A 22,780-nucleotide genomic window follows, 5' to 3' on the forward strand; every position below is an offset into this window, starting at 1 on the left:
TCTAGTCGCAATACCATACGATCCCTAATGCGGCCCGCAGGAACGATGCACAGCACGCCCGGCGCCGGGGTGTACGGACCCTGCACCGGCGGTGCAGAGGTTCCCGCGCCGGACACAGTGAAGGCGGGGAACCGGACCCGGTTCCCCGCCTTCATCGCGGTGCTGTTCAGCGGTTAGGCAACTTCCGGCGGCAGTTCCAGCCGGGATCCGGGGATGGCTGCCAGCAGGGCCTGCGTGTAGGCCTGCTTCGGTGCGTCGAACACCTCGTCGGTGGTGCCGGTTTCCACCAGCTTGCCCTTCTCCATAACGCAGACGAAGTCCGCGATCTGCCGGACCACAGCAAGGTCATGGGTAATGAACAGGTAGCTCAATCCCAGCTCCGACTGCAGGTCCGCCAGCAGGTTCAGGATCTGCGCCTGCACGAGCACGTCCAGGGCCGATACCGCTTCGTCACAGATCACCACCTCGGGATCCAGTGCCAGTGCCCGGGCGATGGCGACGCGCTGGCGCTGGCCGCCGGAAAGCTCGTTCGGGAACCGGCGCATCACCGAGGAGGGCAGGGCCACCTGGTCCAGGAGCTCGCGCACCTTGGCCTCGCGGCTCTTGGCCGTACCGATCTTATGCACCCGCAGGGGTTCTTCAATGGTGCGGAAGATGTTGTACATGGGATCCAGCGAGCCGTACGGGTCCTGGAAGATCGGCTGGACCCGGCGGCGGAATTCGAACAGCCGCTTGCTGTTCAACGTTGTCATGTCGACGCCGTTGTACAGGATGGAACCGCTGGTGGGCGTTTCCAGGTTCAGCACCATACGCGCCACGGTGGACTTGCCCGAGCCGGACTCCCCCACCACGGCGGTGGTGGTGCCGCGCTTGATGTTGAACGAGACGTTGTCCACGGCGGTGAAATCCGTGGACCGGCCCAGCCCGCTGCGGAGCTTGAAGACCTTGATCAGGTCCTTGACCTCAATAACGTTGTCCGCTGCCTTCAGCTTCGCATCGTCCTCGGAGGTCAGCAGATCCGCGCTCTCCAGGCCCAGGTGCTTGGCGGAGTCGATGCGCTTTGACGCAAGCGACGGCGCTGATTCCACGAGCTTGCGCGTGTACGGGTGGCGCGGGTTGGTGAGGATCTCCAGGGCGGGCCCGGATTCCACCACGCGTCCCTTGTACATCACCACTACCTTCTGGGCACGTTCGGCAGCGAGGCCGAGGTCGTGGGTGATCAGGAGGACCGCTGTGCCGAGTTCGTCGGTCAGCGTATCGAGATGGTCCAGGATCTGCCGCTGGACGGTGACGTCCAGGGCCGACGTCGGCTCATCCGCGATCAGCAGGCGCGGCCGGCAGGACAGGCCGATGGCGATAAGCGCCCGCTGGCGCATGCCGCCGGAGAATTCGTGCGGGTACTGCTTGGCACGGCGTTCCGCGTCCGGCAGTCCGGCCTGTTCCAGCACCTTGGTGACGTCCGCCGGAGCGTGCGGCAGGCCGTTGGCCCGCAGGGTCTCCTTGACCTGGAACCCGATCTTCCAGACCGGGTTCAGGTTGGACATCGGATCCTGCGGAACCATGCCGATTGAGTTGCCGCGCAGTTCCTGGATCCGCTTCTCGCTGGCGTGGGAAATATCCTCGCCGTCGAACAGGATCTGGCCGGCGCTGACCCGTCCGTTGCCGGACAGCAGGCCGATGGCAGCCAACGCGGTGGTCGACTTTCCGGACCCGGATTCCCCGACAATTGCCACGGTTTCCCCGGGCATGACGGTCAGGTGCGCATTCTTGACGGCCTCTACGTCGCCGTTGGCCGTGGCAAAAGTGATTGCGAGGTCACGGATTTCCAGCAGCGGCTGCGCGGCCTTGTTTTCTGTATTGATGGTCATCGTTTGCGCGCCTTCGGATCAAGTGCATCACGGACAGCGTCACCGAGCATGATGAAGCTCAGCACGGTAAGGGACAGTGCTGCGGCGGGCCAGAGCAGGGTCGAGGGGTTGGACCGCAGCGACGTCTGGGCCGCTGAAATGTCGTTGCCCCAGGACATGATGCTGGGCGGCAGGCCAATGCCCAGGAAGGACAGCGTTGCTTCCGCCACGATGAAAGTGCCCAGCGAAATGGTGGCGATCACGATGACCGGCGCCATGGAGTTGGGGATAACGTGCTTCATCAGGGCGGAGAACTTCGAGACTCCCAGGGAGCGCGAAGCGACCACGAAGTCTGCGTTCCGCACCGAGAGCACGGCACCGCGCGTAATGCGCGCAACCTGCGGCCAGCCGAAGATCAGCAGGGTGAACACCACCGTCAGGACGGTGCGGTTCTCCCGGAAGGCGGGCAGCTGCATGATGATGATGGCGCCGAGGATCAGCGGCAGGGCGAAGAAGATGTCACCGATGCGGGCGAGCACTGCATCGAGCCAGCCGCCGTAGTAACCGGCGAGGGCACCCAGGACGCCGCCGATGATCACGACGGCGAGCGTGGTCAGCACGCCTACCATCAGCGAGGCGCGGGTTCCGTAGATGACCCGTGCGTAGACATCGCAGCCCTGGAAGGTGTAGCCGAGCGGGTGCCCGGGTGCGGGGCCGCCGTCGGAGTTGGAGAGCATGCACCCTTCGTCCGGCGAGGCGCTGGTGAACAGGCCGGGGAAGGCCGCCACCGTCAGGATCAGCAGGATCAGCAGTGCGGAGATGATGAACAGCGGCTGCGTGCGCAGGTTCCGCCAGGCCTCCCCCCAGAGGCTCAGCGGCTGGACATCTTCCTTGACACTGTCGGTCTCGGCCAGAGGGGTCTCCTCCAGCGGAGCAACGTAGTGCTCGATGTGTGTGGTGTCTTTATGCATAACGGATCCTCGGATCAAGCCAGGCGTACAGGAGGTCGACGAGCAGGTTGGCGATCACGTAAACGAAGACGAGAACGCTCACGATCGAAACGATCGTCGGCCCCTCTCCCCTGACGACGGACTGGTAAAGTCGCTGCCCCACTCCGGGGACGTTGAAGATGCCTTCGGTGACGATGGCGCCGCCCATCAGCGCACCCAGGTCCGCTCCGAGGAAGGTCACCACGGGAATCAGGGAGTTGCGCAGGATGTGCACGGTGACCACGCGGGGCCGGGAAAGCCCCTTGGCGGTGGCGGTGCGGACGTAGTCGGCGTTCATGTTTTCAATGACCGACGTACGCGTGAGGCGCAGTACATAGGCGAAGGACGCCAGGCCAAGCACCAGTGCCGGCAGGATCAGGTCCGTAAATCCGGCGTCGCCGCCGACGGTGGGAGACGTCCATTGGAGTTTGACGCCCACCAGGAACTGGAGCAGGAAGCCAAGCACGAACACCGGGATGGCGATCACGATCAGGGAAACAACCAGCACCGTGCTGTCGAAGGTCTTGCCCTTCTTCAGGCCGGCGATAAGGCCGAAGGCAATACCGAAGACGGCTTCAAAAACCAGGGCCAGGACGGCAAGGCGCATGGTGACCGGGAAGGCCTGGGCCAGGACGGCCGAAACCTCGCGTCCGGAGAAGTCGACGCCGAGGTCAAAGGTGACCAGGTTCTTCAGGTAGAGCAGGTACTGGACAATGAAGGGCTCGTCCAGGTTGTACTGGTCGCGCAGCTGCGCGGCGACGGCCTCATTAACCGGCTTGTCGCCGAAGAGCGCGGCGATGGGGTCTCCCGGCAGGGAGAATACGAGGAAGTAAACGAGGAAGGTGGCCCCGAAGAAAACGGGGATCATTTGGAGGAAGCGTCGGATGACGTAGCCGGCCATTAGGGGTGGCCTCCTGCCAGCTGTGGGGGATTCTTATCTCGCATTTTTTGTATGCCTGTTCTTGGTATAGAACCCGAACAAGCCGGGGCCCGGCCATCTGGCCGGGCCCCGGATCGGTCGGTCTAGATACTGCTACTTGGCCGTGACGTTGTAGTAAACCGGAACGCCGTTCCAGCCGGTCTCAACGTTGTCCACGTTTTCGCTCCAGCCGGACTGTGCCACCTGGTACCACAGCGGGAGGACGGGAAGATCCTTCAGCAGGACTTCCTGGGCCTTGTTGAAGATCTCGGCTCCTTCTTCGGGAGAAGAAGCAGAGAGGCCTTCGCTGAGGAGGTTGTCGAACTCTTCGCTCGAGTACTCGCCGTCGTTGGAACCTGCCCCGGTGCCGTACAGCGGGCCGAGGAAGTTGTTCAGCGACGGGTAGTCAGCCTGCCAGCCGGTGCGGATGGCGCCGGTCAGGGTCTTGGCCGAAGCATCTGCGCGCAGTTCCTTGAACGTTGCGTAGGGCTTGCCTTCAGCCTGGATGCCCAGGTTGTTCTTCAGACCGTTGGCGACGGCGTCAATCCACTCCTTGTGGTTGGCGTCGGCGTTGTAGCCGATGGTGAAGGGCTTGTCGGCGGGCCAGGGGGAAACCTTTTCGGCTTCTTCCCAGAGTTCCTTGGCCTTCTCGGGGTTGAACTCGAGCACCTCGTTGCCGGGGACGCTGTCGCTGTAGCCCTCGATCACCGGAGCGGTGAACTCGGTGGCCGGTTCGCGGGAACCCGAGAACACGACGTCGGTGATTTCCTCCCGGTCGATGGCCATGGAGATCGCCTGGCGGCGGAGCTCGCCGGCTTCACCGGAGAACTCCGGCAGGTAGCCGGGGATGGTGATGGTCTGGTTACCGGCGTACGCCTTCTCGGAGTAGCGGCCTTCACCCAGGTCGGTCTTGAAGGTCTTCAAGGCGGCGGTGGGCATGGTGTCCAGGATGTCCAGGTTGTTGGACTGCAGGTCTGCGTAGGCTGCATCGAAGGAGGAGTAGAACTTGAAGGTCACTCCACCGTTCTGCGGGACACGGGTACCGGTGTAATCCGGGTTGGCAACCAGATCGATCTGGACCTCGTGCTGCCAGGCGCCCTCGCCGTCGAGCATGTACGGACCGTTGCCGATCGGGTTCTCACCGAATGCGGCCGGGTCCACAAGGGCCTCGGCGGGCAGCGGGAAGAAGGCCGTGTAGCCAAGACGCTGCGGGAAGTCGGACTCGGGCTGGCTGAGCTTGACCGTGAAGGTGCTGTCATCCACAACGGTCAGACCGGTCATGGTCTCTTCCGTGGCGCCTTCGGCGCTGACCACGTCGTAGCCTTCGATGCTCTCGAAGAAGTACGAGTTCAGCTGGGCATTCTTCGCGGCTGCACCGAAGTTCCAGGCATCAACGAAGGACTTGGCCGTGATGGCCTCGCCGTTCGTGAACTTCTGGTCGGCCTTCACCTTGATGGTGTAGGTCTGGGAATCTTCGGTCTCGATGGATTCCGCGAGCTCGTTGACCGTGTTGCCGTCAGCGTCGTAGCTGACGAGGCCTTCGAAGAGCAGGTCCATGATGCGTCCGCCACCAACTTCGTTGGTGTTTACGGGCATCAGCGGGTTCTGGGGCTCGGTGCCGTTGGCCGTGATGATGGCGGTGGAGTTACCTTCGCCCTCATTCGAGCCTTCGGCCGATTCGTCGGATCCCCCACCGCAGGCGCTCAGCGTAAGTGCGGCGAGGGCCGCTACGCTCAGCATTTTGGAAGTGCGTGTGACGCGCATTCCGCCTCCTAGTTCTGTTCGGTGCCGGCGTTGATGACGCCGGCGTTGCGGCTCTGCCAAATGGTGAACCGACTCACAAAGCCAAAAGCATAAGCCCACATTGTTGCCTCCAGGTAACAAACTGTGAGGCAGCACTCTTTCCGGAGGCGGGTGGGGCGCCCTGCCGCCAGGAAAATCGGCCCCTCACGTGCATTTTCGTCACCGGATGGGCCTCGGTAACGATTTGGTAACCGCAGTGCGTAATACATGCAACGGCATGTCACATTCGCGGTGCGGGTGACAGACTGGCGGCGCTATGCCGCGCGCCTTGTTAGTGCTGCCGCACTTGGGTCCCCAGCACCTTCCGCCGCGGGCGTGCATTTCTGGTGCCGCCTCCGGAGCTTTTCATAGCCGCCTGCGGCTACGGGTCTGTGGAAGTATGGCCCAATGAGTTCACCTGGATCCTTGGCGACCGACCCGGCGGTAACCGCCAACCAGCTGACAGCGGCAGTCAGGTCTGTGGAGGACATATTCGGGAAGATGACACTTCACATTCCTTCTTATCAGCGCCCGTATAGCTGGACTGTGAAGAATGTGGACCAACTCCTAAATGACATCGTCCGCTTCCGTAGAGCTGGCCACTACAGGATCGGCACGTTCATCCTCAACCCTTCCGCGGACGAGGCATCGAAGGTTGATAGCGCTCGGATCCTGGACATAGTGGACGGCCAGCAACGCTATCTCAGCTTCGCACTGATCATCCATGCACTGGCAGCCAGCGCAGACAAAATCGATCCTCCCCTACGGGAGCAGCTACGCAACATCCAACGCACTCGTATCCCTGTACGCAATGACGGACGCAGCGAGAAGAATCTCCGGCAGAACTACTCTCATCTGAAACAGGTCATTTCCCGGTGGGGTGCGCAGGAAGTGGAGCAGTTCACCGAATTCTTCCTCAAAGAATGTTCGGTTGTGGTCCTTGAGGTCCGTGATCTGGACTCCGCCTTCCAGATGTTCGACTCTCAGAACACGCGGGGGCGTGCGCTCTTCCCCACCGACCTGCTCAAGGCATACCACCTACGAGAGTTCAGCCGGACGGCCCCCTCCCCTGAAACCATGCTGGCCGTTGTTCGAGGTTGGGAGTCCATCCCGCCGGAGGAAATCAACCACCTTATTGGAGGTGTCCTCTTCCCTATCAAGCAGTGGTCAGCCAATCGCCCTGTGCCACGCAAGGGCTTCTCCGCCGCCCATGTGGATCTTTTCAAGGGCATCCGGGGCGGCGCCTTTGGCAACTCTCGGTTCCGGTGGGCGCAGCCAACGCTTCTTGCCACCGCGATGACCGACAGGTTCGCGCAAGACAATTCAACGCTCCTGCGCCATGGCGTCCTCGAGCATCTGGAGTTCCCTTTCCAGCTCACTCAGCCCATCATCGACGGTGAGATGTTCTTCCGGATGGTGCACCACTACGTGCGGGAGGCTCGACGCGCGGGGATCCAGAAGGCTTACGAACCTCCCCCGGAATCCGGAAAGCTGCGCGATCCCCAGCTCGCCGGAATCATGCGGATCCTCGATACCCAACCCACCGGAACCGGCAACCGGTACCTCCGAGAGCTTTTTGACTGTTTCCTGATGGCGTACCTGGACCGTTTTGGATGGCACCAAGTGGACGCGGCAGCCTTAGTCCTTGCCAGGCACGTCTACCTGCTGCGTGTCTATCTCCAACGCGTCCTCTCCCGCTCGGTCGACAAGCATGCCCGTTTAATCCATGACCTAGTGCAGCGCGAGGACGAGAACTTGTTCGCGGAAATTGCGCTGGCGCGGAGCCCCGACGTCGTTCTATCCCGTGTCGCTTTTCAGATAGCAGAGGACCACAGGATTCCCCCCTCCTTGGAGGCCCTGTTCAAGCCATCTTTCGAACAAGCAGAGCCGAAGGAACAAGATTCATGACGAGCACCATGGCCGAGGATCAGCTCCGCCCTCTCTGCATACGAGACATTTTCGAAGGTCCGTCCTACCGCGTGCCGCTTTATCAGCGCGCCTACGCGTGGACCTCAGCAGAGGTCCAGACACTCCTAGCCGACATCCGGGACGCCCGAATCAACAGCGTGGCGAGTGCTGGCCGGGAGGAAATCCGTGACTACTTCATCGGCTCGCTCGTCGTAAACACCGTAAGGTCTGACGATCGCGTGATCTATGAGGTGGTCGACGGACAGCAGCGGCTGACCACGTTGTTCATTGTTCTGGCTGTGGCCTCGGGCGTCGACTTGGACGGCCGTCCCGCCTGGGCGGATACCCTCGACGGGAAACTCAGCTTTGAAGGTCGTGACGGCGCTCATACCGATCTGCAGCGTCTAGCCCGCGATGGCGCCGCTGCCATCAACAGGCTATCGACGGACGGTATCAAGCAGGCCGCCGAACTCGTGGACAAAGCCGTCGCCAGGGGAAGCGGCCCCACGAATGACACCACTGCGGACATTCCCGAAGCAGTGTTCAGCGCTGACGACCTCGAGTACATGCTCGATCACGTGAAAGTTTTGCGTACCGAGCTGCCTCACGGAACGGACCTGAACCACTACTTCGAAGTAATGAACACGCGGGGTGAACAGCTCGAAAAACATGAGATTCTGAAGTCACGGTTGATCTCGTTCCTCAAGGACCCAGCCGAACAGACCATCTTCTCCCAAGTATGGGACGCCTGTGCGGTGCTGGACCGGCACATTCAAACGCAGTTCCCGACGAAAAGGGACAACGCCGCGCCCTCCAAGCGAGACCGGATCTTTGGCGACCAATGGGAACAATTCATCCCCCGAAATGGAACCGAGCTCTTCAACACGCTGGCAGAATTCTCGCAGCAGCGCGGGTCTGGAACTGCCATGAACAGCCTTTTACCGCAAGACAGCAACGATGATCTACTCGATCTTTTTGAAGTCCTCAATCTGCGCTCTGACGACCATCTGTTTGGTGCCAGTGACCACGCCGACGAGGACGATCCAAGCAGCTACGGTGCCATCATCGATTTCCCAAACCTGCTCCTACATGTACTGAAAATCCAACAGCGGGAAACCCACACGTGGGCGGGCGAGGACGATAGGGGTACCGGGTTCGTCCGTCTGGAGGACAAGTATCTCCTGGCAGAGTTTGAGCGGGCGAAGCCATCCATGGATGAGGCGTGGGTGCGCGAGTTCGCTCAGCTGCTGCTGAAGACCCGCTATTTGATGGACACGTACGTGATACGAACCCAAAGGACCACCGCCGGCGATGACGAAGAGAACTGGGTCCTCCGTCGCGCTCATAAGTACAAGTCAGAGAAGGGGACGAACCAGCTCAGCGCTCGGGGCACTTTCAGGGATGACGACGGCCAGGAGCCATTGCAACGCAGAGTGCTCATGCTGCAGGCGATGTTTCAGGTCACCGACTCCCGGAGGGCATCGAAGTACTTCCTCTTCCAGGCGCTTCAGTGGCTACATCGCCAGGACGATCCGTCGCGGGTGAACGGCGAGGCTTTCGCACAACAACTGGAGTCCTCAGCCTGTGAGCGATTGCACGCCTTGAACTTCACAGCTGTGCTTCACCAAGGCACGCATGTGCCGAACTTCTTGTTCAATCTGCTCGACTACGAGCTGTGGCGGCTTGCGTCCGTTCCCGGCGCCGAAGACGCCGGACGGCTCCTCGGCACTGAAGACGTTGCCGCATTGGTAAGCGCTGCTCCAGCGTTCCGGTTCCGATACCGGACTTCTGTGGAGCACTTCTACCCTGCGACCCCTGCTGCGGAGCAAGGGCATCGGCCTCTGGAAGGCGCGCTCGGCGATCGCTTTGGAAACCTGTGCATCATGTCTCGATCGGAGAACTCACGCCGTAACAACCTCATGCCGAAGGCAAAGGCGGAGGAATTTGCTTCCACGGGCCAGAGCCTCAAATTCCAGCTGATGGCTGACCTTACCCGAGTAGAAACGGGGTGGGGAGAGAATCAAATAATGAAGCATGGCGACGCGATGGAGCGAGTGCTGGAAAATGTTGTCGGGCACTCGAAGGACCGCGGAGTCTAATCTCCAGCGGACCTACACATGCTCCACGGCTTCACCCATAGCCCTACGGCTTCTCTGAACGCGGCCGGGACGGGTCGGGCCACCACCAGCGACGTCGCGATCGGCGCTTAGCCTCACGCTCAGCCCTGCGGTGGGCCGCATCGTAATAGTCCTTGCGCGCAGCATCAAAGAGCTCCTGTGGCAGGGTCAGCGGTGCACGGCTCAACTCGCATCCTGCCAGCAGATCGCTGATTGCCCCGGGAATCATACGCATCCCCTGACTACCTTTTACGCACTTTCTGAGCTGTCCGCCCTGCTCCGTGAGTAGCACCCCCCAGGATGAATCGACCTCAGCAAGGCCGGAACAGACCAGCATCGGTGCTACCGTCTCCATCTGTTCCCGTGAAGGGGCGTTGACCTGCAGCATGTTCCACCCCGGCAGCAGCGGACGGAGCGTTGAGGGGCGCTTTTCCATGATGCAGCAAGGTCATGAGCGTCGCGGCGTTATCCACGTCTCTACGTTCCATGCCGCTCAGGCTAGCGCACCTCGTGCCCCCACCGAGGCGGGAGCCATCACCGTCACGGAAGAACGAAGAAAGGAAGGCCCGGGATGCCATAAGCACCCCGGGCCTTCCTCAACCAATTGGTTGAAACCTAGAGGTTAGACCAAAACTCCACGACGTTCCGTAGCCGAATACCCTCTGGAGGCTGCCAGTCGAGTCCGGCGCCCGGGACCGACCATCCTGCACCCATAGTCGTGCTCGCTCCGAGAAGGTTCGGACCGGCAGCATCCTGACCGACCAGTCAGACCCCAGCACTGCTGCCGCCCAGATCAGCCGGCCATTGGACACGTACGAGCAATGCGAGGCAAGGGAACCGCCCACCTCCGGCTTCAAGGCACCCGACACGTCCGCATCGGCTCGCAGCCGCATATCTAGGTCGGAAGTCGCGTCATAATCGGCCAACTCCTAATTGCGTATATGGTTCGAGGGGACTCGACGCGGCGATCTGTTGTGACCATTCAACACCGCGGAATTCCGAAGGCGTTTCGACGTCGAACGAAACTGGAGACTTAATCGTAATGAACTTTTTCAAAGCACGGGTTCGGCTTTGGCCTCTCCTGCTGATCACCTTCTTGGTTCTCGCGGGAATGGGCGCCGCTTTCGCATTCGGTGGACTCAACGCTGTCGCTCTCAAGTCGCTGTTCACCAGCAGTTCGAGCGAACGCGATTCCCAGGTGGTTCAGTCCGTCACGCGCATCCAAGAGGTCGCCCTGCTGAGCCTTTACATCGAGGGTGTCGCGAGAGCCGAAAGCAATCGCGAGATACTCGGCGTGGCCATACCCGCGAGCGAGACAACGACGCTGATCCAGTACAAGTTCGACGCAAAATTAGGCATCGATGGGTCACAGGTGAAGATCGAACCCACCGGCCCTGAGTCGTTTCTCGTGACTATCCCTGAATTCATCGGCATCGGCTTTGACGAGCCCGTGTTCGAGGACGCCGTCGAGGACAAAAAAGCGCTTAGCTGGCTGGCACCGCCAGCCGTTCAAACCCGCATGATCAACAACATTCTCAGCGACGAGAACAAGCAGAAGTACATCAGCCAAAACGAAGCAGAATTGAAAGAGCAGGCCAAAGTGTTCTACTCCGGGATCATCGCAGGCGTCGATCCCGAGGTCACCGTCGCCTTTGAGTTCGCAGGGTAGATGCCCGCAGCGCCGCGTCCTTGTTTAGACTAGGTTTTCGGGCGCCTGCGGGCGAGAAATCCTGATTGGTGGTGTAAGCATCGTCGGCAAGCAGTCGAAGGTAACCGACTGGCGCCTGCCGGAATAGACACTTATCAAAGCTTGCCCCCGATATAGAAATGCCGCCCTCTTACGTTTTCGCGGAGGGCGGCATTTCTATTGATTCAGAAGAGAAATCTAGACATTAAACCTAAACTCCACCACGTCGCCGTCGGCCATAACGTAGTCCTTGCCTTCGATGCGGACCTTGCCGCGGGACTTGGCCTCGGCCATGGAGCCGGCGTCGACCAGGTCTTCGAAGGAAACAACTTCGGCCTTGATGAAGCCGCGCTGGAAATCGGTGTGGATGACGCCGGCAGCCTGGGGCGCGGTGTCGCCCTTGCGGATGGTCCAGGCGCGGGTTTCCTTGGGGCCGGCAGTCAGGTATGTCTGCAGGCCGAGGGTGTGGAAGCCGACGCGGGCCAGCTGGTCCAGGCCGGATTCCTCCTGGCCGTTCATTTCCAGCATTTCGCGGGCTTCTTCTTCGTCCAGCTCCACCAGATCGGCTTCGAGCTTGGCATCGAGGAAGATGGCGTCCGCCGGTGCCACGAGTTCGCGCAGCTCGGCCTGGCGGTCCGGGTTGCCCAGCACGGCGTCGTCGACGTTGAACACGTAGATGAACGGCTTGGCGGTGAGCAGGCTCAGCTCGCGCAGGTGTTCCATGTCCAGCTTGTCGCTGGCCACGGAGGAGAAGATCGTGTCGCCGCGCTCGAGCACAGTCTGGGCCGCCTGCATGGCAGCCAGCTGCGCCGCGTCGCGCTTCTTGATCTTGACTTCCTTCTCCACCCGCGGGATCGCCTTTTCCAGCGTCTGCAGGTCCGCGAGGATCAGTTCGGTGTTGATGGTTTCCATGTCCGAACGCGGGTCCACCTTGCCGTCCACGTGGATGACGTCGGGGTCATCGAACACGCGGATAACCTGGGCAATAGCTTCCGCTTCGCGGATGTTGGCGAGGAACTGGTTGCCCAGGCCTTCACCTTCGGAAGCGCCCTTGACGATCCCGGCGATGTCCACGAAGGACACGGTTGCGGGGAGGATGCGCGCCGAACCGTGGATTTCGGCCAGCTTGGCCAGCCGCGGGTCGGGAAGGGACACGACGCCGACGTTCGGTTCGATGGTGGCGAACGGATAGTTCGCCGCCAGCACGTTGTTGCGGGTCAGCGCATTGAACAGGGTTGATTTGCCGACGTTGGGCAGGCCGACGATGCCAATAGTAAGAGCCACGTTAGTAAATGATACCGGGCGCTAGGACTCGTCGGCACGACGGCGGCCGCCCAGGCCGCGGGATGAGTCACCCATGGCCTTCAGCGTCGCGCGGATTTCCTTCGGCAGGGAGAAGATGATGTCCTCCTCGGCCGTCACTACCTCTTCGACGTCGCCGTAGCCGTACTGGGCCAGGAGGTGCAGCACATCCTGGACCAGGTTCTCAGGAACGGAGGCACCGGAGGTCACACCGACCGTGGCGACGCCCTCGAACCAGCTCTCGTCCACCTCGTTGGCAAAGTCCACGCGGTAGGAGGCCTTGGCGCCGTATTCCAGCGCCACCTCCACCAGCCGGACGGAGTTGGAGGAGTTCGCCGAACCCACCACCAGCACCAGGTCCGCTTCCGGGGCAATCTTCTTGATGGCTGCCTGCCGGTTGGAGGTTGCGTAGCAAATGTCGTCGCTGGGCGGGTCCTGCAGGGAGGGGAAGCGTTCGCGCAGCAGGTTCACGGTGTGCATGGCTTCGTCCACGCTCAGCGTGGTCTGGGACAGCCAGATGACCTTGTCCGGGTCCCGGACGGTGACCTTGTCCACGTCTTCGGGGCCGTTGACAATCTGCATGTGCTCCGGCGCCTCGCCGTAGGTGCCCTCAACCTCTTCGTGGCCTTCGTGTCCGATCAGCAGGATGTCGAAGTCATCGCGGGCAAACCGGACGGCTTCGCGGTGCACCTTGGTGACCAGCGGGCAGGTGGCATCGATGGTGCGCAGCTGCCGGTCCGCCGCGGACTGCACGACGGCGGGTGAGACACCGTGGGCGGAGAAGATCAGCAGCGAGCCCTCGGGCACCTCGTCGGTTTCATCCACGAAGATCGCACCCTTTTCCTCCAGCGTGGTCACCACGTGCAGGTTGTGGACAATCTGCTTCCGGACGTACACCGGCGGCCCGTACGCCTCCAGCGCCTTTTCGACGGCGATGACGGCCCGGTCCACTCCGGCGCAGTAGCCGCGCGGTGCAGCCAGCATCACGCGCCGCGGACCGAAAACGGGAGCGGCAGCGGCCACTTCCTCGGGGGTGCGGCGCCGCCGGGGCACGGTGGGCATAGGCACGGAGATAACTGTGCTGGTCATGCACCCATGCTATCGGGTGGACCCGGCGATCCCGTCCCCGGCGGCGGTGGGTACGCTCACAGCAGACCTACCGCCGCGAACCCCTGAGGAACCGTGCGAGCATCCCCACCACGAAGGCCGCGGCTCCGGCCAGTATCAGGCCGACGGTCCAGCTCCTCAGGCTCCCGATTGCCTGCCCGGCGAAGGCCTCGGCGAACGCGGACGCCACCGGGCTGCCGAGCTGCTGCGCGACTAGCCGGACGGGCACCAATCCGGCTCCCAGCCACAGCACTCCCCCGGCGACCGCCACGCCGAGCCCGAGCATCGCGAAGGTGGTGGACCGGCGTCGTGCGGCGATCAGGGCCAGGAGGCCTGCAACGGCGGCGGCGAGCGCCAGGAGCGGCCAGGCCTCGCCGGCCCGCTGGACATTGGAGATCAGGTCCGCCTGCCCCGCTCCCCCGATCTCCACCGGAACCTGCTCCGGGGCGGGCACCGATGCGCCCAGTTCCCCGCCCACGCTGCCGGTGACAAGTCCTACCAGGGGCGCGACGTCGAGCGTCACCGCGCTGCCCGTCCCCTCCGCGGCATTACCAAAGGTCAGTGCATGCGAGCGGCGCAGCGTCTCGCTCCAGGCCTCCGGGTACTCCGGCAGCGACTGGACCTGTTCCACGGCCGTGGTGATCAGCGGCCCCACCAGCCCGGCCAGCGGCGCGGGAACATCCACCGACACGGCGCCGGACAGGGACGTGGCGAGTTCACCCTGGAGGGATTCGTCCTGTGCCAGCGGCTCCCCCAGCGCGGCAAAGCCGGTTTCCGAAACCACATTCGTGTTCAGCCATGCACCACAGAACGCCGCCGCGGCGAGCAGGACGGCCAGCAGTCCGAAGACAACGGAGGCGAAGTTGCGCATAAGAGAAAAAGTTCCTTTGTCCATGGGGTTCCGCACACCCTTGGCGGGCAGGCGGAACCGGACCGGGGGAAGCACCTGATAGACATTAAGCCTGCGCCGGTTTCTTCCACCGGCCCGAGAGCCAGTTCCAATCCACTGCGGGAGCTTCCAGATGCAAGATGACAGCGGACCATTGAGTCCCGAGAATACCCCGGAGCAGACCACCCTGCCCGCCACGGCGGCTGAGACGTCCCCCGAGAACCCCTGGCCGCTGGCGCTGCTCTCGAAGAACCTCAAAAGCTACATCGACCGCGCCCCCGCCACCTGGGTGGAGGGCCAGGTGATCGAGCTGAACCGGCGCGCCAACGCCTCCTACATCACCCTGCGCGACGTCGACGCCGAGGTCTCACTGTCCCTGACCGCGTGGAGCACGGTCATGAACCGGCTCGAGCTTCCGCTGGAACGCGGCGCACGCGTGGTCGCCCTGGTGAAGCCTGATTTCTGGGTCAAGACCGGACGGCTCTCCATGCAGACCCGGGACATCCGGCCGGTGGGGCTGGGCGACCTGCTGGCACGAATTGAACGCCTGCGGCACGCCCTGGCGGCCGAAGGCCTCTTCCGCGAGGACCGCAAGCTGCCGCTGCCGCTGCTGCCGGGCAGGATCGGGCTGATCACCGGCCGGAACTCGGACGCCATGAAGGACGTCATGCGCAACGCCGCGCTGCGTTGGCCCGCGGTGGAGTTTGAAGTCCGCGAAGTCGCGGTGCAGGGCGTCAATGCGGTGGCCGAGGTCAGCCGTGCCCTGGCGGAACTCGATGCCATGCCCGAAGTGGACGTGATCATCATTGCCCGCGGCGGCGGCTCGCTGGAGGACCTGCTGGCGTTCAGCCACGAGGACCTGGTCCGGGCAGTGTCAGCGGCGCAGACTCCGGTGGTCAGCGCCATCGGGCACGAGGCGGACCGTCCCCTGCTCGACGAAGTGGCCGACCTGCGCGCCTCCACGCCCACCGACGCCGCGAAGCGCGTGGTGCCGGATGTCGGCGAGGAGCTGGCACGGGTCCGACAGTCCCGCGCGCAACTGCGCCGGGTCCTCACCACCCTGCTGGGTCGGGAAACCGACCGGCTGACGCATATCCGTTCCCGTCCGGCCCTGGCCGCTCCGCTGTCCATGGTGGACCGGCGCCAGGAAGAAATATCCCGGCTGCGGTCCCGCGCCATGTCCGCCGTCACTGCCGAGGTCCGCCGGGATGCGGACCGGATCGGCCACCTGCGGGCGCAGGTCCGCGCACTGTCGCCGCAGAACACCCTGGACCGCGGCTACGCGGTGGTCCAGCTCCAGGACGGCTCCGTGGTGCGCGACGCCGCAACGGTACCCGCCGCCGCACAGCTGCGGATCCGCGTGGCCGTCGGCGAACTCACCGCCACCGAAGGCACCCGGTAGCCGATACCGGCTGCCCCTTGATCATTACCGAAAACGAAGAGGACCCGACATGAGTGAAACACCCGCAGCACAGGCCACACCGGCAGTACCCGAGGACATCCAGGCCATGAGCTACGAGCAGGCCCGCGACGAGCTGCTCGCCGTGGTGGGCCGGCTCGAAACCGGCGGCGCCAGCCTCGAGGAGTCCCTGGCCCTCTGGGAACGCGGCGAACACCTGGCCACCCGCTGCGAATCCTGGCTTGAGGGAGCCCGCCAGCGCCTGGACGCTGCCCGCACCCAGGCCTCCGGCGAGTAACCGCAAGTCAGACTGGGGCAGCTACGGCTTGTAGCTACTCAGGAACTCCCCCAGCCGGTTCATGGCATCTTCGATGTCCTCCACGTTGGGCAGGGTCACCATCCGGAAGTGGTCCGGGCGCACCCAGTTGAACGCCGTCCCTACCGACACCAGGATCTTCTGCTGCTTCAGCAGGTCCAGGGCAAACTGCTCGTCGTCCTTGATCGGGTAGACATCCGGATCCAGGCGCGGGAACAGGTACAGGGCACCCTGCGCCAGCTCACAGGTCACACCGGGGATGTCGTTGAGCATCTGGTGCGCCTTGTCGCGCTGGGCGCGCAGGCGTCCGCCGGGCAGGATCAGGTCATTGATGCTCTGGTAGCCGCCCAGTGCGGTCTGGATGGCGTGCTGGGCTGGAACGTTCGCGCACAGGCGCATGTTGGCCAGCAGGTTGATGCCTTCGATGTAATCCGCCGCTGCGCGCTTCGGTCCGGAGATTGCCATCCAGCCGCTGCGGTATCCGGCTATCCGGTAGGCCTTGGACAGGCCGCTGAAGGTCAGGCACAGGACGTCGTCGCCGGTGACCGTTGCAGAGTTCACGTGCACGGCGTCGTCGTACAGGATCTTTTCGTAAATCTCATCCGAGAAGATGATCAGCCCGTGCTTGCGCGCCAGGTCCACGATGGACTTCACCACGTGCTCCGGGTAGACGGCACCGGTGGGGTTGTTCGGGTTGATCAGGACAATGCCCTTGGTGCGGTCGGTGATCTTCGAGGCCAGGTCGTCGACGTCGGGCCACCAGTGCTCGGATTCGTCGCACAGGTAATGCACCGCCGTGCCGCCGGCCAGGGAAACCGAAGCGGTCCACAACGGGTAGTCCGGGGCGGGCACGAGGATCTCGTCGCCGTTGTTCAGCAGCGCCTGCATGGAGAGGGTGATCAGTTCGCTGACACCGTTGCCCAGGTACACGTCGTCAACGTCGATGTTGTTGATGCCGCGGCTTTGGTAGTACTGCACGACGGCGGTGCGGGCGGAGAAGATGCCGCGGGAATCGCTGTAGCCCTGGGCCTTGGGCAGGTGCCGCATCATGTCCACCAGGATGGCCTCGGGCGCTTCGAAGCCAAACGGCGCGGGATTGCCGATGTTCAGCTTGAGGATCCGGTGCCCTGCTGCTTCCATCCGCTGCGCGTGTTCCAGCAACGGTCCACGAATGTCGTACAGGACGTTGTGGAGTTTGTGCGACTGCTTGAATTCGACCATTTCCTTAGGATGCCACAGGGCGGCGTCCCGGCAGCGTATGTTTCGCTGCACGGGACGCCGCGGCCGGTTCCAGGAGGCGCTGCGGGCTAGGCCAGGCCCTTTTCCTCCAACCAGTCCTGCGCGGCTTCGGAAGGATCGAGCTTCTGGTCGCCGCTGACGGCCTGGTTCAGCATGATGAGGTCCTCGGTGGTGAGCTGGGCGGAAACCTTGTCCAGCACTTCCCGGGCCTCGTCGCTGACACGGTCATCGGCGATCAGCGGGATGACCTGCTGGGCCGGCCAGTTCTGCTTCGGGTCCTCCAGGACCACCAGTCCGTTTTCCTCGATGGCGGGGGTGGTGGTGTAGATGTCTGCCACCTGGACGTCGTTGTTCAGCAGGGCGTCGACGGTGAGCGGCCCGCCGCTGTCGCCGATGGCGGTGAATTCCTTGAATTCGCAGCCGTACTTCTCCTTCAGGCCGGCGAGGCCCTGGGTGCGCTCGGCGAATTCGGCAGGTGCGCCGAGGGTCAGTTCACCGCACACCTTCGCCAGGTCTTCGATGCTTTCGAGCTGGTACTTTTCGGCCGTGGCTGCGGTGACCACCATGGCGTCCTTGTCCTGAGCCTCGGAAGGCTCAAGGACCACCAGGTTCTCCGGCAGCTTTTCGGTGAGGGAGTCGACAATCTCGCCGGGCTCCACGAGGTCCGTTTCCGGGTCCACCTCCACCAGCAGGGCCCCGGTGTACTCGGGAATCAGGTCGATCGAACCGTCTTCGAGGGCGGGGATGTAAACCTCGCGGGATCCGATGCCCAGCCGGGTTTCGGCGGGGATGCCTGCTGCGTTGAGGGCACCGGCATAGATTTCGGCGATGGTGCTGCTCTCCGGGAAGTCCGCGGACCCGACAACCAGTGCCTGTGCGGTGCTGCTGCCGGAAGGCTCCGGCGCGCTTTCATTCTCCAGCGGGTCCCCGCCTCCGCTGCAGCCGGCGAGGGCCAGGGCCATTCCGCCGGCCAGGACCGCCAGGGCCTTCCGGGAATTGCGGCGCGCGTGGTGCTTCATCATTTTCCTCCTTGTGCTCCGGCGGCGGGAACTCCGCTGCCGCTCGATTTACCGGCCGCCTCCGGGCGGCCGAGTCCTGACGGGATCAAGAAACGTGATCCCAGCGCGATGACGCCGTCGACCGCGAGCGCCAACAGGGCAATGATGACCGCCCCGCCAAAGACCCGCCCGTAGTCCCCCACCGCCAAGCCATCGATGAGATAGCGTCCCAGCCCGCCGAGGTTGATCGTCGCAACCACGGCCGCTGTGGCCACCACCTGCAGGGTGGCACCGCGCAGCCCGCCCAGCAGGACCCGCATGCCGTTGGGGATCTCTACCCGGAACAGTACCTGCGCTTCATTCATTCCCAGGCTGCGGGCGGCGTCCACGACGTTTGGCTCCACGGATGCAATTCCGGCATAGGTGCCGGCCAGCAGCGGCGGGACGGCCAAGAGCACCAGGGACCAGATGGGCGGCATCAGGCCCAGCCCGGCGAGCAGCACGAACAGGGTGAGCATGCCCAGGGTCGGCAGCGCCCGCAGCAGCCCCGAGACCGCCACCACCGCCACACGGCCGCGCCCGGTGTGCCCTATGAACAGGCCCAGCGGCACCGCGATGAGCGCGGCGATCAACAGGGCGAGGCCGGTGTACTGCAGGTGCTCCAGGGTCCGCACCGGGATGCCTGCGGCTCCGGACCAGTTGGCCGGATCCGTGAGCCATTCCCACCCCTGGCCGAGGGGGTTGGTGCTGGTGTACTCGGTGCGCGGGATACCCACCATGCCTACGCCCCCTTCAGTGCGACGTCGGGTGCGGCCGCCACCGGCGCCGGCCGGAGTGTGGATGCCTGACGCCCGCCGTCCGTGCCGCCGTTGCGGTTGGTGCGGCCCCGCGCGCCCCGGCCGGTGACGCCGGCACGGGTCCAGGGCGTGAGCAGCCGCTGCACCAGGACCAGGAGCAGGTCCATCAGGAAGGCCAGGACGAGGGTGGCAATAATCCCCACCACGATCTCCGTCAGGAAATAGCGGCGCAGGCCGTCGCTGAAGAAGAAGCCCAGGTTTTCGACGCCGATCAGGGCGCCCACGCTGACCATGGAGATGTTGCTGACCGAGACCACGCGCAGGCCGGCAATCAGCACCGGAACGGACAGCGGCAGGTCCACCGTCAGGAAGCGGCGCAGCGGCCGGTAGCCCATGGCCACCGCGGCCTGGCGGACGCCGTCGTCAACGGAGTCGAACGCGTCGATGCCTACCCGCAGCATCAGGGCCACGGCGTAGATGGTCAGGGCCACGATGATGTTGGCGAGGTCCAGGATGCGGGTCCCCAGAAGAGCCGGCAGGGTGACGAACAGGGCCAGCGACGGAATCGTGTAGAGCAGCGAGCCTGCGGACAGGACAAAGCCGCGGATTTTCCGCCGGCCGCGCACCAGCTGTGCCAGGGGAAGGGCAATCAGCACGCCGATCACCAGGGGCAGTATCGATTGGTAGAGGTGCAGCCCGCTGAGCCGAAAGACGTCATCGGTGTGGGCCAGGAACCATTCCATGTCAGCTCCCGGTCCGCTGCAGGCGCGCGGCCTCGATCAGGCCCAGGATTTCCGCCGCCTGCACGACGCCGGTCACCCGCCCGTCAGCGTCCACCGCGACTCCCAGCCCGGACGGGGACGAGAGGGCTGCGTCCAGGGCCCGGCGCAGGCTTGTCCCCTCCGGGTAGAGGGATCCGCCCGGCACCAGGCCCGAGGTTCCGGTGATTGCGTCGCGGCGGTCCGCAGGCACCCAGCCCAGCGGGGCGCCGTCGGCATCCACGCACAGTGCCCAGCTTCCGTCCACCCTGGCCGCCGGGTCCGGCAGCCGTTCCGCGGCAATGACCTGCACCGGGTGGACGGGCACGGCCGTCCCGTCCTGGAAGGACAGGTGGCGGAAACCGCGGTCCCGTCCCACGAAGCCGGCGACGAAATCGTCCACCGGTGCCCGGAGGATTTCCTCCGGGGCGGCATACTGGGCGAGCCTGCCGCCGGTGGCGAAGACCGCCACCTTGTCGCCCAGGATAGTGGCTTCGTCAATGTCGTGGGTGACGAAGACGATGGTTTTGGACAGGTCCTGCTGCAGCCGCAGCAGTTCCTCCTGCAGCTCCGCACGGACCACCGGGTCCACGGCACTGAAGGGTTCGTCCATCAGCAGCACGGGCGGATCGGAGGCGAGGGCCCGGGCCACGCCCACCCGTTGCTGCTGGCCGCCGGACAGCTGGGCGGGATACCGGTTCCCGAGGGTCGGATCCAGCCCGACGACGTCGAGCAGTTCCGCGGCGCGGCGCCGCGCGTCCCGCCGCGGGGTACCGTTCAGGCGCGGAACCGTGGCCACGTTGTCCAGTACGGTCCGGTGCGGCAGCAGGCCCGAGGACTGCATCACGTAGCCCATGGATCGCCGCAGCTGGGCGGCCTTGACGGTGGAGATGTCCACGCCGTCCACTTCGATGCTGCCCGACGTCGGCTCCACCATCCGGTTGATCATGCGCAGCGAGGTGGTTTTTCCGCAGCCCGACGGGCCCACGAAGACGGTGATGGATCCGCGCTCGATATCCAGGTCCAGGTTCCGGACCGCCGGTGCGGCATCACCGTAGGTCTTGGTCACCGCCCGGAACCGGATCATCGGCGTGCCGGGTGTGGCGTCCTGCGTGCCAGCGGCAATACCGGAATGCGGGCCGGACTGCCGCGTGGAGGAATCGGTGCGGTCAGGGGTAGCGGGGTCTGGCGGCGGGGTCATGGTGCATGCCTTCCGTGGGGATGCCGGTATGCCGGGCAGCTCGCGACGTGCCGTGAAGCATCACGGTATTTCACACCTGCAGCGGTAGTCCAGCGTCAAGCGGGACGGGTTAGTGGATGGGGCGGGCCGGGTCGAGGGGTGGTGCGGACCCGTTGGAGGTGTCTGTACCTGCGGCCAGCAGGCGCAGTCCCACGTCCACCAGGCCGGTCCGGTCCAGGGCCGGAACCTCGTCCAGTGGCACCCAGGCGGCTTGGTCTGTGCTGCCGTTTTCTTCATCGCGGAGGGCGCCGTCCACGACGTCGGCGCGGTAGATGATCCGCAGGCCGTGCAGCATCCGGGGTTCGCCGTGCATGCGCTGTTCGGGCGGAATGAAGATGCTGTCCACTCCCAGCAGGCTCTCAAGGCGCGCTTCATAGCCGGTCTCCTCCCGCACCTCCCGCACTGCGGCGGCCGGAGCGTCCTCGCCCCGTTCAAGTCCGCCGCCGGGCAGGGTCCAGTGCGAGTTGCCGTGCTCGTTCCAGTGCGCCAGCAGCAGCATCCCGTCGCGGACAATCACGGCGTACGCCCCCACCCGGACGTCGAAGTCAGCGGACATTGCCGGCACCCAGCAGGTAGGCCACCCCGAACACGGGGTCGGTGGTCAGGAAACGGATATCGGTCAGTCCTGCTGCGTTCAGCCGGGTGCGGAGCAGGTCCTGCAGCAGCGGCTGGTGCATGCCCAGTCCCCCGCCGATTACGACCGGGCCGGGGATCTTCAGGAGGCCGGCCACGTCCAGGATCAGTCCGGCCAGGTGCTCCGCCGCCTCGCCCACGATGTCCACGGCTGCCGGATTTCCTTCCTGCGCGGCGTCGAAGACCAGCCCTGCCTTTCCGGCCCAGTAGGGGCGGTCCGTCGCACCGTGGAACAGGCTGATCAGCGCGTCGGGGTTCTCGGCGCCGCATTGCCGCATCAGGGCAACGCTGAGCGGATCCGGTTCCAGTTCCAGGTTGCTGCGCCGGAGCGTGTGCCGGACGGCTTCGCGTCCCACCCAGTAGCCGCTGCCTTCGTCGCCCAGCAGGTACCCCCAGCCGCCCGAACGGGCCTCCCGGCCGGAGCCGTCAATCCCCCAGGCCACGGATCCGGTGCCGGCAATGACCGCGATGCCGGACGGAGCTTCGCCTGCGGCGAGAATCAGTCGGGTGTCGTGCACAACCTCGACGACGGCGTCGGGCACGTGTTCGGCAATCAGGGCTCGGAGCGCGGCGGCGTCCTGTTCGGTGTCCACTCCCCCGGACCCGGCAATCACCCGCCCCACGCCGTCGGTCCCCAGCGCGCCGAAAACCTCTGCCAGGGACGCCCGGGCAGCCTCCACCGGAACGTTCTGGACGTTGGCGCTGCCGGCAATGGCTTCGAGGGCGCCGACGCCGCGGTGCAGCCGGATGCCGTGGGTCTTCGTGCCGCCAATGTCGAGGCCGATGGTGTCCGGGCCGGCGTCGTTGGGAGCCGGAGGTGGAAATGCATGCATTGGACCACCCTACTTTCCCG

The 22,780-nt window shown here is 64.3% G+C and carries 20 protein-coding genes; 6 read left to right on the forward strand and 14 right to left on the reverse strand.

Features of this window, described 5'->3' with window-relative positions; genetic code table 11:
• Positions 1–45 precede the first annotated feature (45 nt).
• Positions 46–177 carry a hypothetical protein gene (locus tag QNO10_RS10830; RefSeq protein WP_284162215.1) on the forward strand — a complete coding sequence of 44 codons (132 nt, stop codon included), beginning with the start codon at positions 46–48 and terminating at the stop codon, positions 175–177.
• On the opposite strand, the gene QNO10_RS10835 is transcribed toward QNO10_RS10830, so the two are convergent.
• The 4 genes from QNO10_RS10835 to QNO10_RS10850 all read right to left on the reverse strand — a co-directional run bounded on the left by QNO10_RS10835 (position 174) and on the right by QNO10_RS10850 (position 5,519).
• Complete coding sequence (locus tag QNO10_RS10835; RefSeq protein ID WP_229950274.1) at positions 174–1,868, reverse strand: ABC transporter ATP-binding protein; 1,695 nt, start codon at positions 1,866–1,868, stop codon at positions 174–176. The two genes, QNO10_RS10830 and QNO10_RS10835, sit on opposite strands and share 4 nt — an antisense overlap.
• The gene (locus QNO10_RS10840) at positions 1,865–2,818 is read right to left on the reverse strand and encodes an ABC transporter permease (RefSeq protein ID WP_229950271.1); all 954 of its coding nucleotides are present in this window, start codon (positions 2,816–2,818) and stop codon (positions 1,865–1,867) included. The genes QNO10_RS10835 and QNO10_RS10840 overlap by 4 nt, the downstream gene beginning before the upstream one ends.
• Positions 2,811–3,737: an ABC transporter permease gene (locus QNO10_RS10845; RefSeq protein ID WP_229950269.1), complete on the reverse strand. Its 927-nt coding sequence runs from the start codon at positions 3,735–3,737 to the stop codon at positions 2,811–2,813. The genes QNO10_RS10840 and QNO10_RS10845 overlap by 8 nt, the downstream gene beginning before the upstream one ends.
• 132 nt (positions 3,738–3,869) lie before the next feature.
• Positions 3,870–5,519: a peptide ABC transporter substrate-binding protein gene (locus QNO10_RS10850; RefSeq protein ID WP_229950266.1), complete on the reverse strand. Its 1,650-nt coding sequence runs from the start codon at positions 5,517–5,519 to the stop codon at positions 3,870–3,872.
• Between the two features lie 426 nt (positions 5,520–5,945).
• Here QNO10_RS10850 and QNO10_RS10855 point away from each other — a divergent pair, with 426 nt between their 5' ends.
• The 3 genes from QNO10_RS10855 to QNO10_RS10865 all read left to right on the forward strand — a co-directional run bounded on the left by QNO10_RS10855 (position 5,946) and on the right by QNO10_RS10865 (position 11,231).
• Positions 5,946–7,445 (forward strand): DUF262 domain-containing protein, encoded by a 1,500-nt coding sequence (locus QNO10_RS10855; protein WP_229950264.1) that lies wholly within the window; start codon positions 5,946–5,948, stop codon positions 7,443–7,445.
• Positions 7,442–9,544, forward strand: a complete 2,103-nt coding sequence (locus tag QNO10_RS10860) for a GmrSD restriction endonuclease domain-containing protein (RefSeq protein ID WP_229950255.1) — start codon at positions 7,442–7,444, stop codon at positions 9,542–9,544. The genes QNO10_RS10855 and QNO10_RS10860 overlap by 4 nt, the downstream gene beginning before the upstream one ends.
• Positions 9,545–10,604: 1,060 nt before the next feature.
• Positions 10,605–11,231, forward strand: coding sequence for a hypothetical protein (locus QNO10_RS10865; RefSeq protein ID WP_229950253.1), 627 nt, complete (start codon positions 10,605–10,607; stop codon positions 11,229–11,231).
• Positions 11,232–11,447: 216 nt separating this feature from the next.
• On the opposite strand, the gene ychF is transcribed toward QNO10_RS10865, so the two are convergent.
• The 3 genes from ychF to QNO10_RS10880 form a co-directional block, all read right to left on the reverse strand.
• Positions 11,448–12,533, reverse strand: a complete 1,086-nt coding sequence (gene ychF / locus QNO10_RS10870; protein ID WP_229950250.1) for a redox-regulated ATPase YchF — start codon at positions 12,531–12,533, stop codon at positions 11,448–11,450.
• 21 nt (positions 12,534–12,554) lie between these two features.
• Positions 12,555–13,640 (reverse strand): 4-hydroxy-3-methylbut-2-enyl diphosphate reductase, encoded by a 1,086-nt coding sequence (locus tag QNO10_RS10875; RefSeq protein ID WP_229950249.1) that lies wholly within the window; start codon positions 13,638–13,640, stop codon positions 12,555–12,557.
• Between the two features lie 67 nt (positions 13,641–13,707).
• On the reverse strand, positions 13,708–14,529 hold the full coding sequence (locus QNO10_RS10880) for a hypothetical protein (protein ID WP_229950247.1): 822 nt from the start codon (positions 14,527–14,529) through the stop codon (positions 13,708–13,710).
• A gap of 151 nt (positions 14,530–14,680) precedes the next feature.
• On the opposite strand from QNO10_RS10880, the gene xseA reads away from it, so the two are divergent.
• Positions 14,681–15,949, forward strand: coding sequence for an exodeoxyribonuclease VII large subunit (xseA, locus tag QNO10_RS10885; protein WP_229950245.1), 1,269 nt, complete (start codon positions 14,681–14,683; stop codon positions 15,947–15,949).
• A gap of 49 nt (positions 15,950–15,998) precedes the next feature.
• A complete protein-coding gene (locus QNO10_RS10890; protein WP_229950243.1) occupies positions 15,999–16,244 on the forward strand; it encodes an exodeoxyribonuclease VII small subunit in 246 nt (81 codons plus the stop codon).
• 21 nt (positions 16,245–16,265) lie between these two features.
• Here QNO10_RS10890 and QNO10_RS10895 read toward each other — a convergent pair whose 3' ends face one another.
• From QNO10_RS10895 to QNO10_RS10925, 7 genes are all read right to left on the reverse strand, one after another.
• Positions 16,266–17,483, reverse strand: coding sequence for a pyridoxal phosphate-dependent aminotransferase (locus QNO10_RS10895; RefSeq protein WP_229950391.1), 1,218 nt, complete (start codon positions 17,481–17,483; stop codon positions 16,266–16,268).
• 86 nt (positions 17,484–17,569) lie between these two features.
• Positions 17,570–18,520: an ABC transporter substrate-binding protein gene (locus QNO10_RS10900; protein ID WP_229947443.1), complete on the reverse strand. Its 951-nt coding sequence runs from the start codon at positions 18,518–18,520 to the stop codon at positions 17,570–17,572.
• On the reverse strand, positions 18,520–19,278 hold the full coding sequence (locus tag QNO10_RS10905; RefSeq protein ID WP_229947390.1) for an ABC transporter permease: 759 nt from the start codon (positions 19,276–19,278) through the stop codon (positions 18,520–18,522). The genes QNO10_RS10900 and QNO10_RS10905 overlap by 1 nt, the downstream gene beginning before the upstream one ends.
• A 2-nt stretch (positions 19,279–19,280) precedes the next feature.
• Positions 19,281–20,039, reverse strand: a complete 759-nt coding sequence (locus QNO10_RS10910; RefSeq protein ID WP_229947389.1) for an ABC transporter permease — start codon at positions 20,037–20,039, stop codon at positions 19,281–19,283.
• A gap of 1 nt (position 20,040) precedes the next feature.
• The gene (locus QNO10_RS10915; RefSeq protein ID WP_229947441.1) at positions 20,041–21,141 is read right to left on the reverse strand and encodes an ABC transporter ATP-binding protein; all 1,101 of its coding nucleotides are present in this window, start codon (positions 21,139–21,141) and stop codon (positions 20,041–20,043) included.
• 223 nt (positions 21,142–21,364) lie between these two features.
• Positions 21,365–21,850 carry an NUDIX hydrolase gene (locus QNO10_RS10920; protein WP_229947388.1) on the reverse strand — a complete coding sequence of 162 codons (486 nt, stop codon included), beginning with the start codon at positions 21,848–21,850 and terminating at the stop codon, positions 21,365–21,367.
• Complete coding sequence (locus tag QNO10_RS10925) at positions 21,840–22,760, reverse strand: N-acetylglucosamine kinase (protein ID WP_229947387.1); 921 nt, start codon at positions 22,758–22,760, stop codon at positions 21,840–21,842. Before QNO10_RS10925 ends, QNO10_RS10920 begins: the two co-directional genes overlap by 11 nt.
• Positions 22,761–22,780: the final 20 nt, after the last annotated feature.

Source organism: Arthrobacter sp. zg-Y919, from assembly GCF_030142045.1.
Classification (GTDB): Bacteria; Actinomycetota; Actinomycetes; order Actinomycetales; family Micrococcaceae; genus Arthrobacter_B.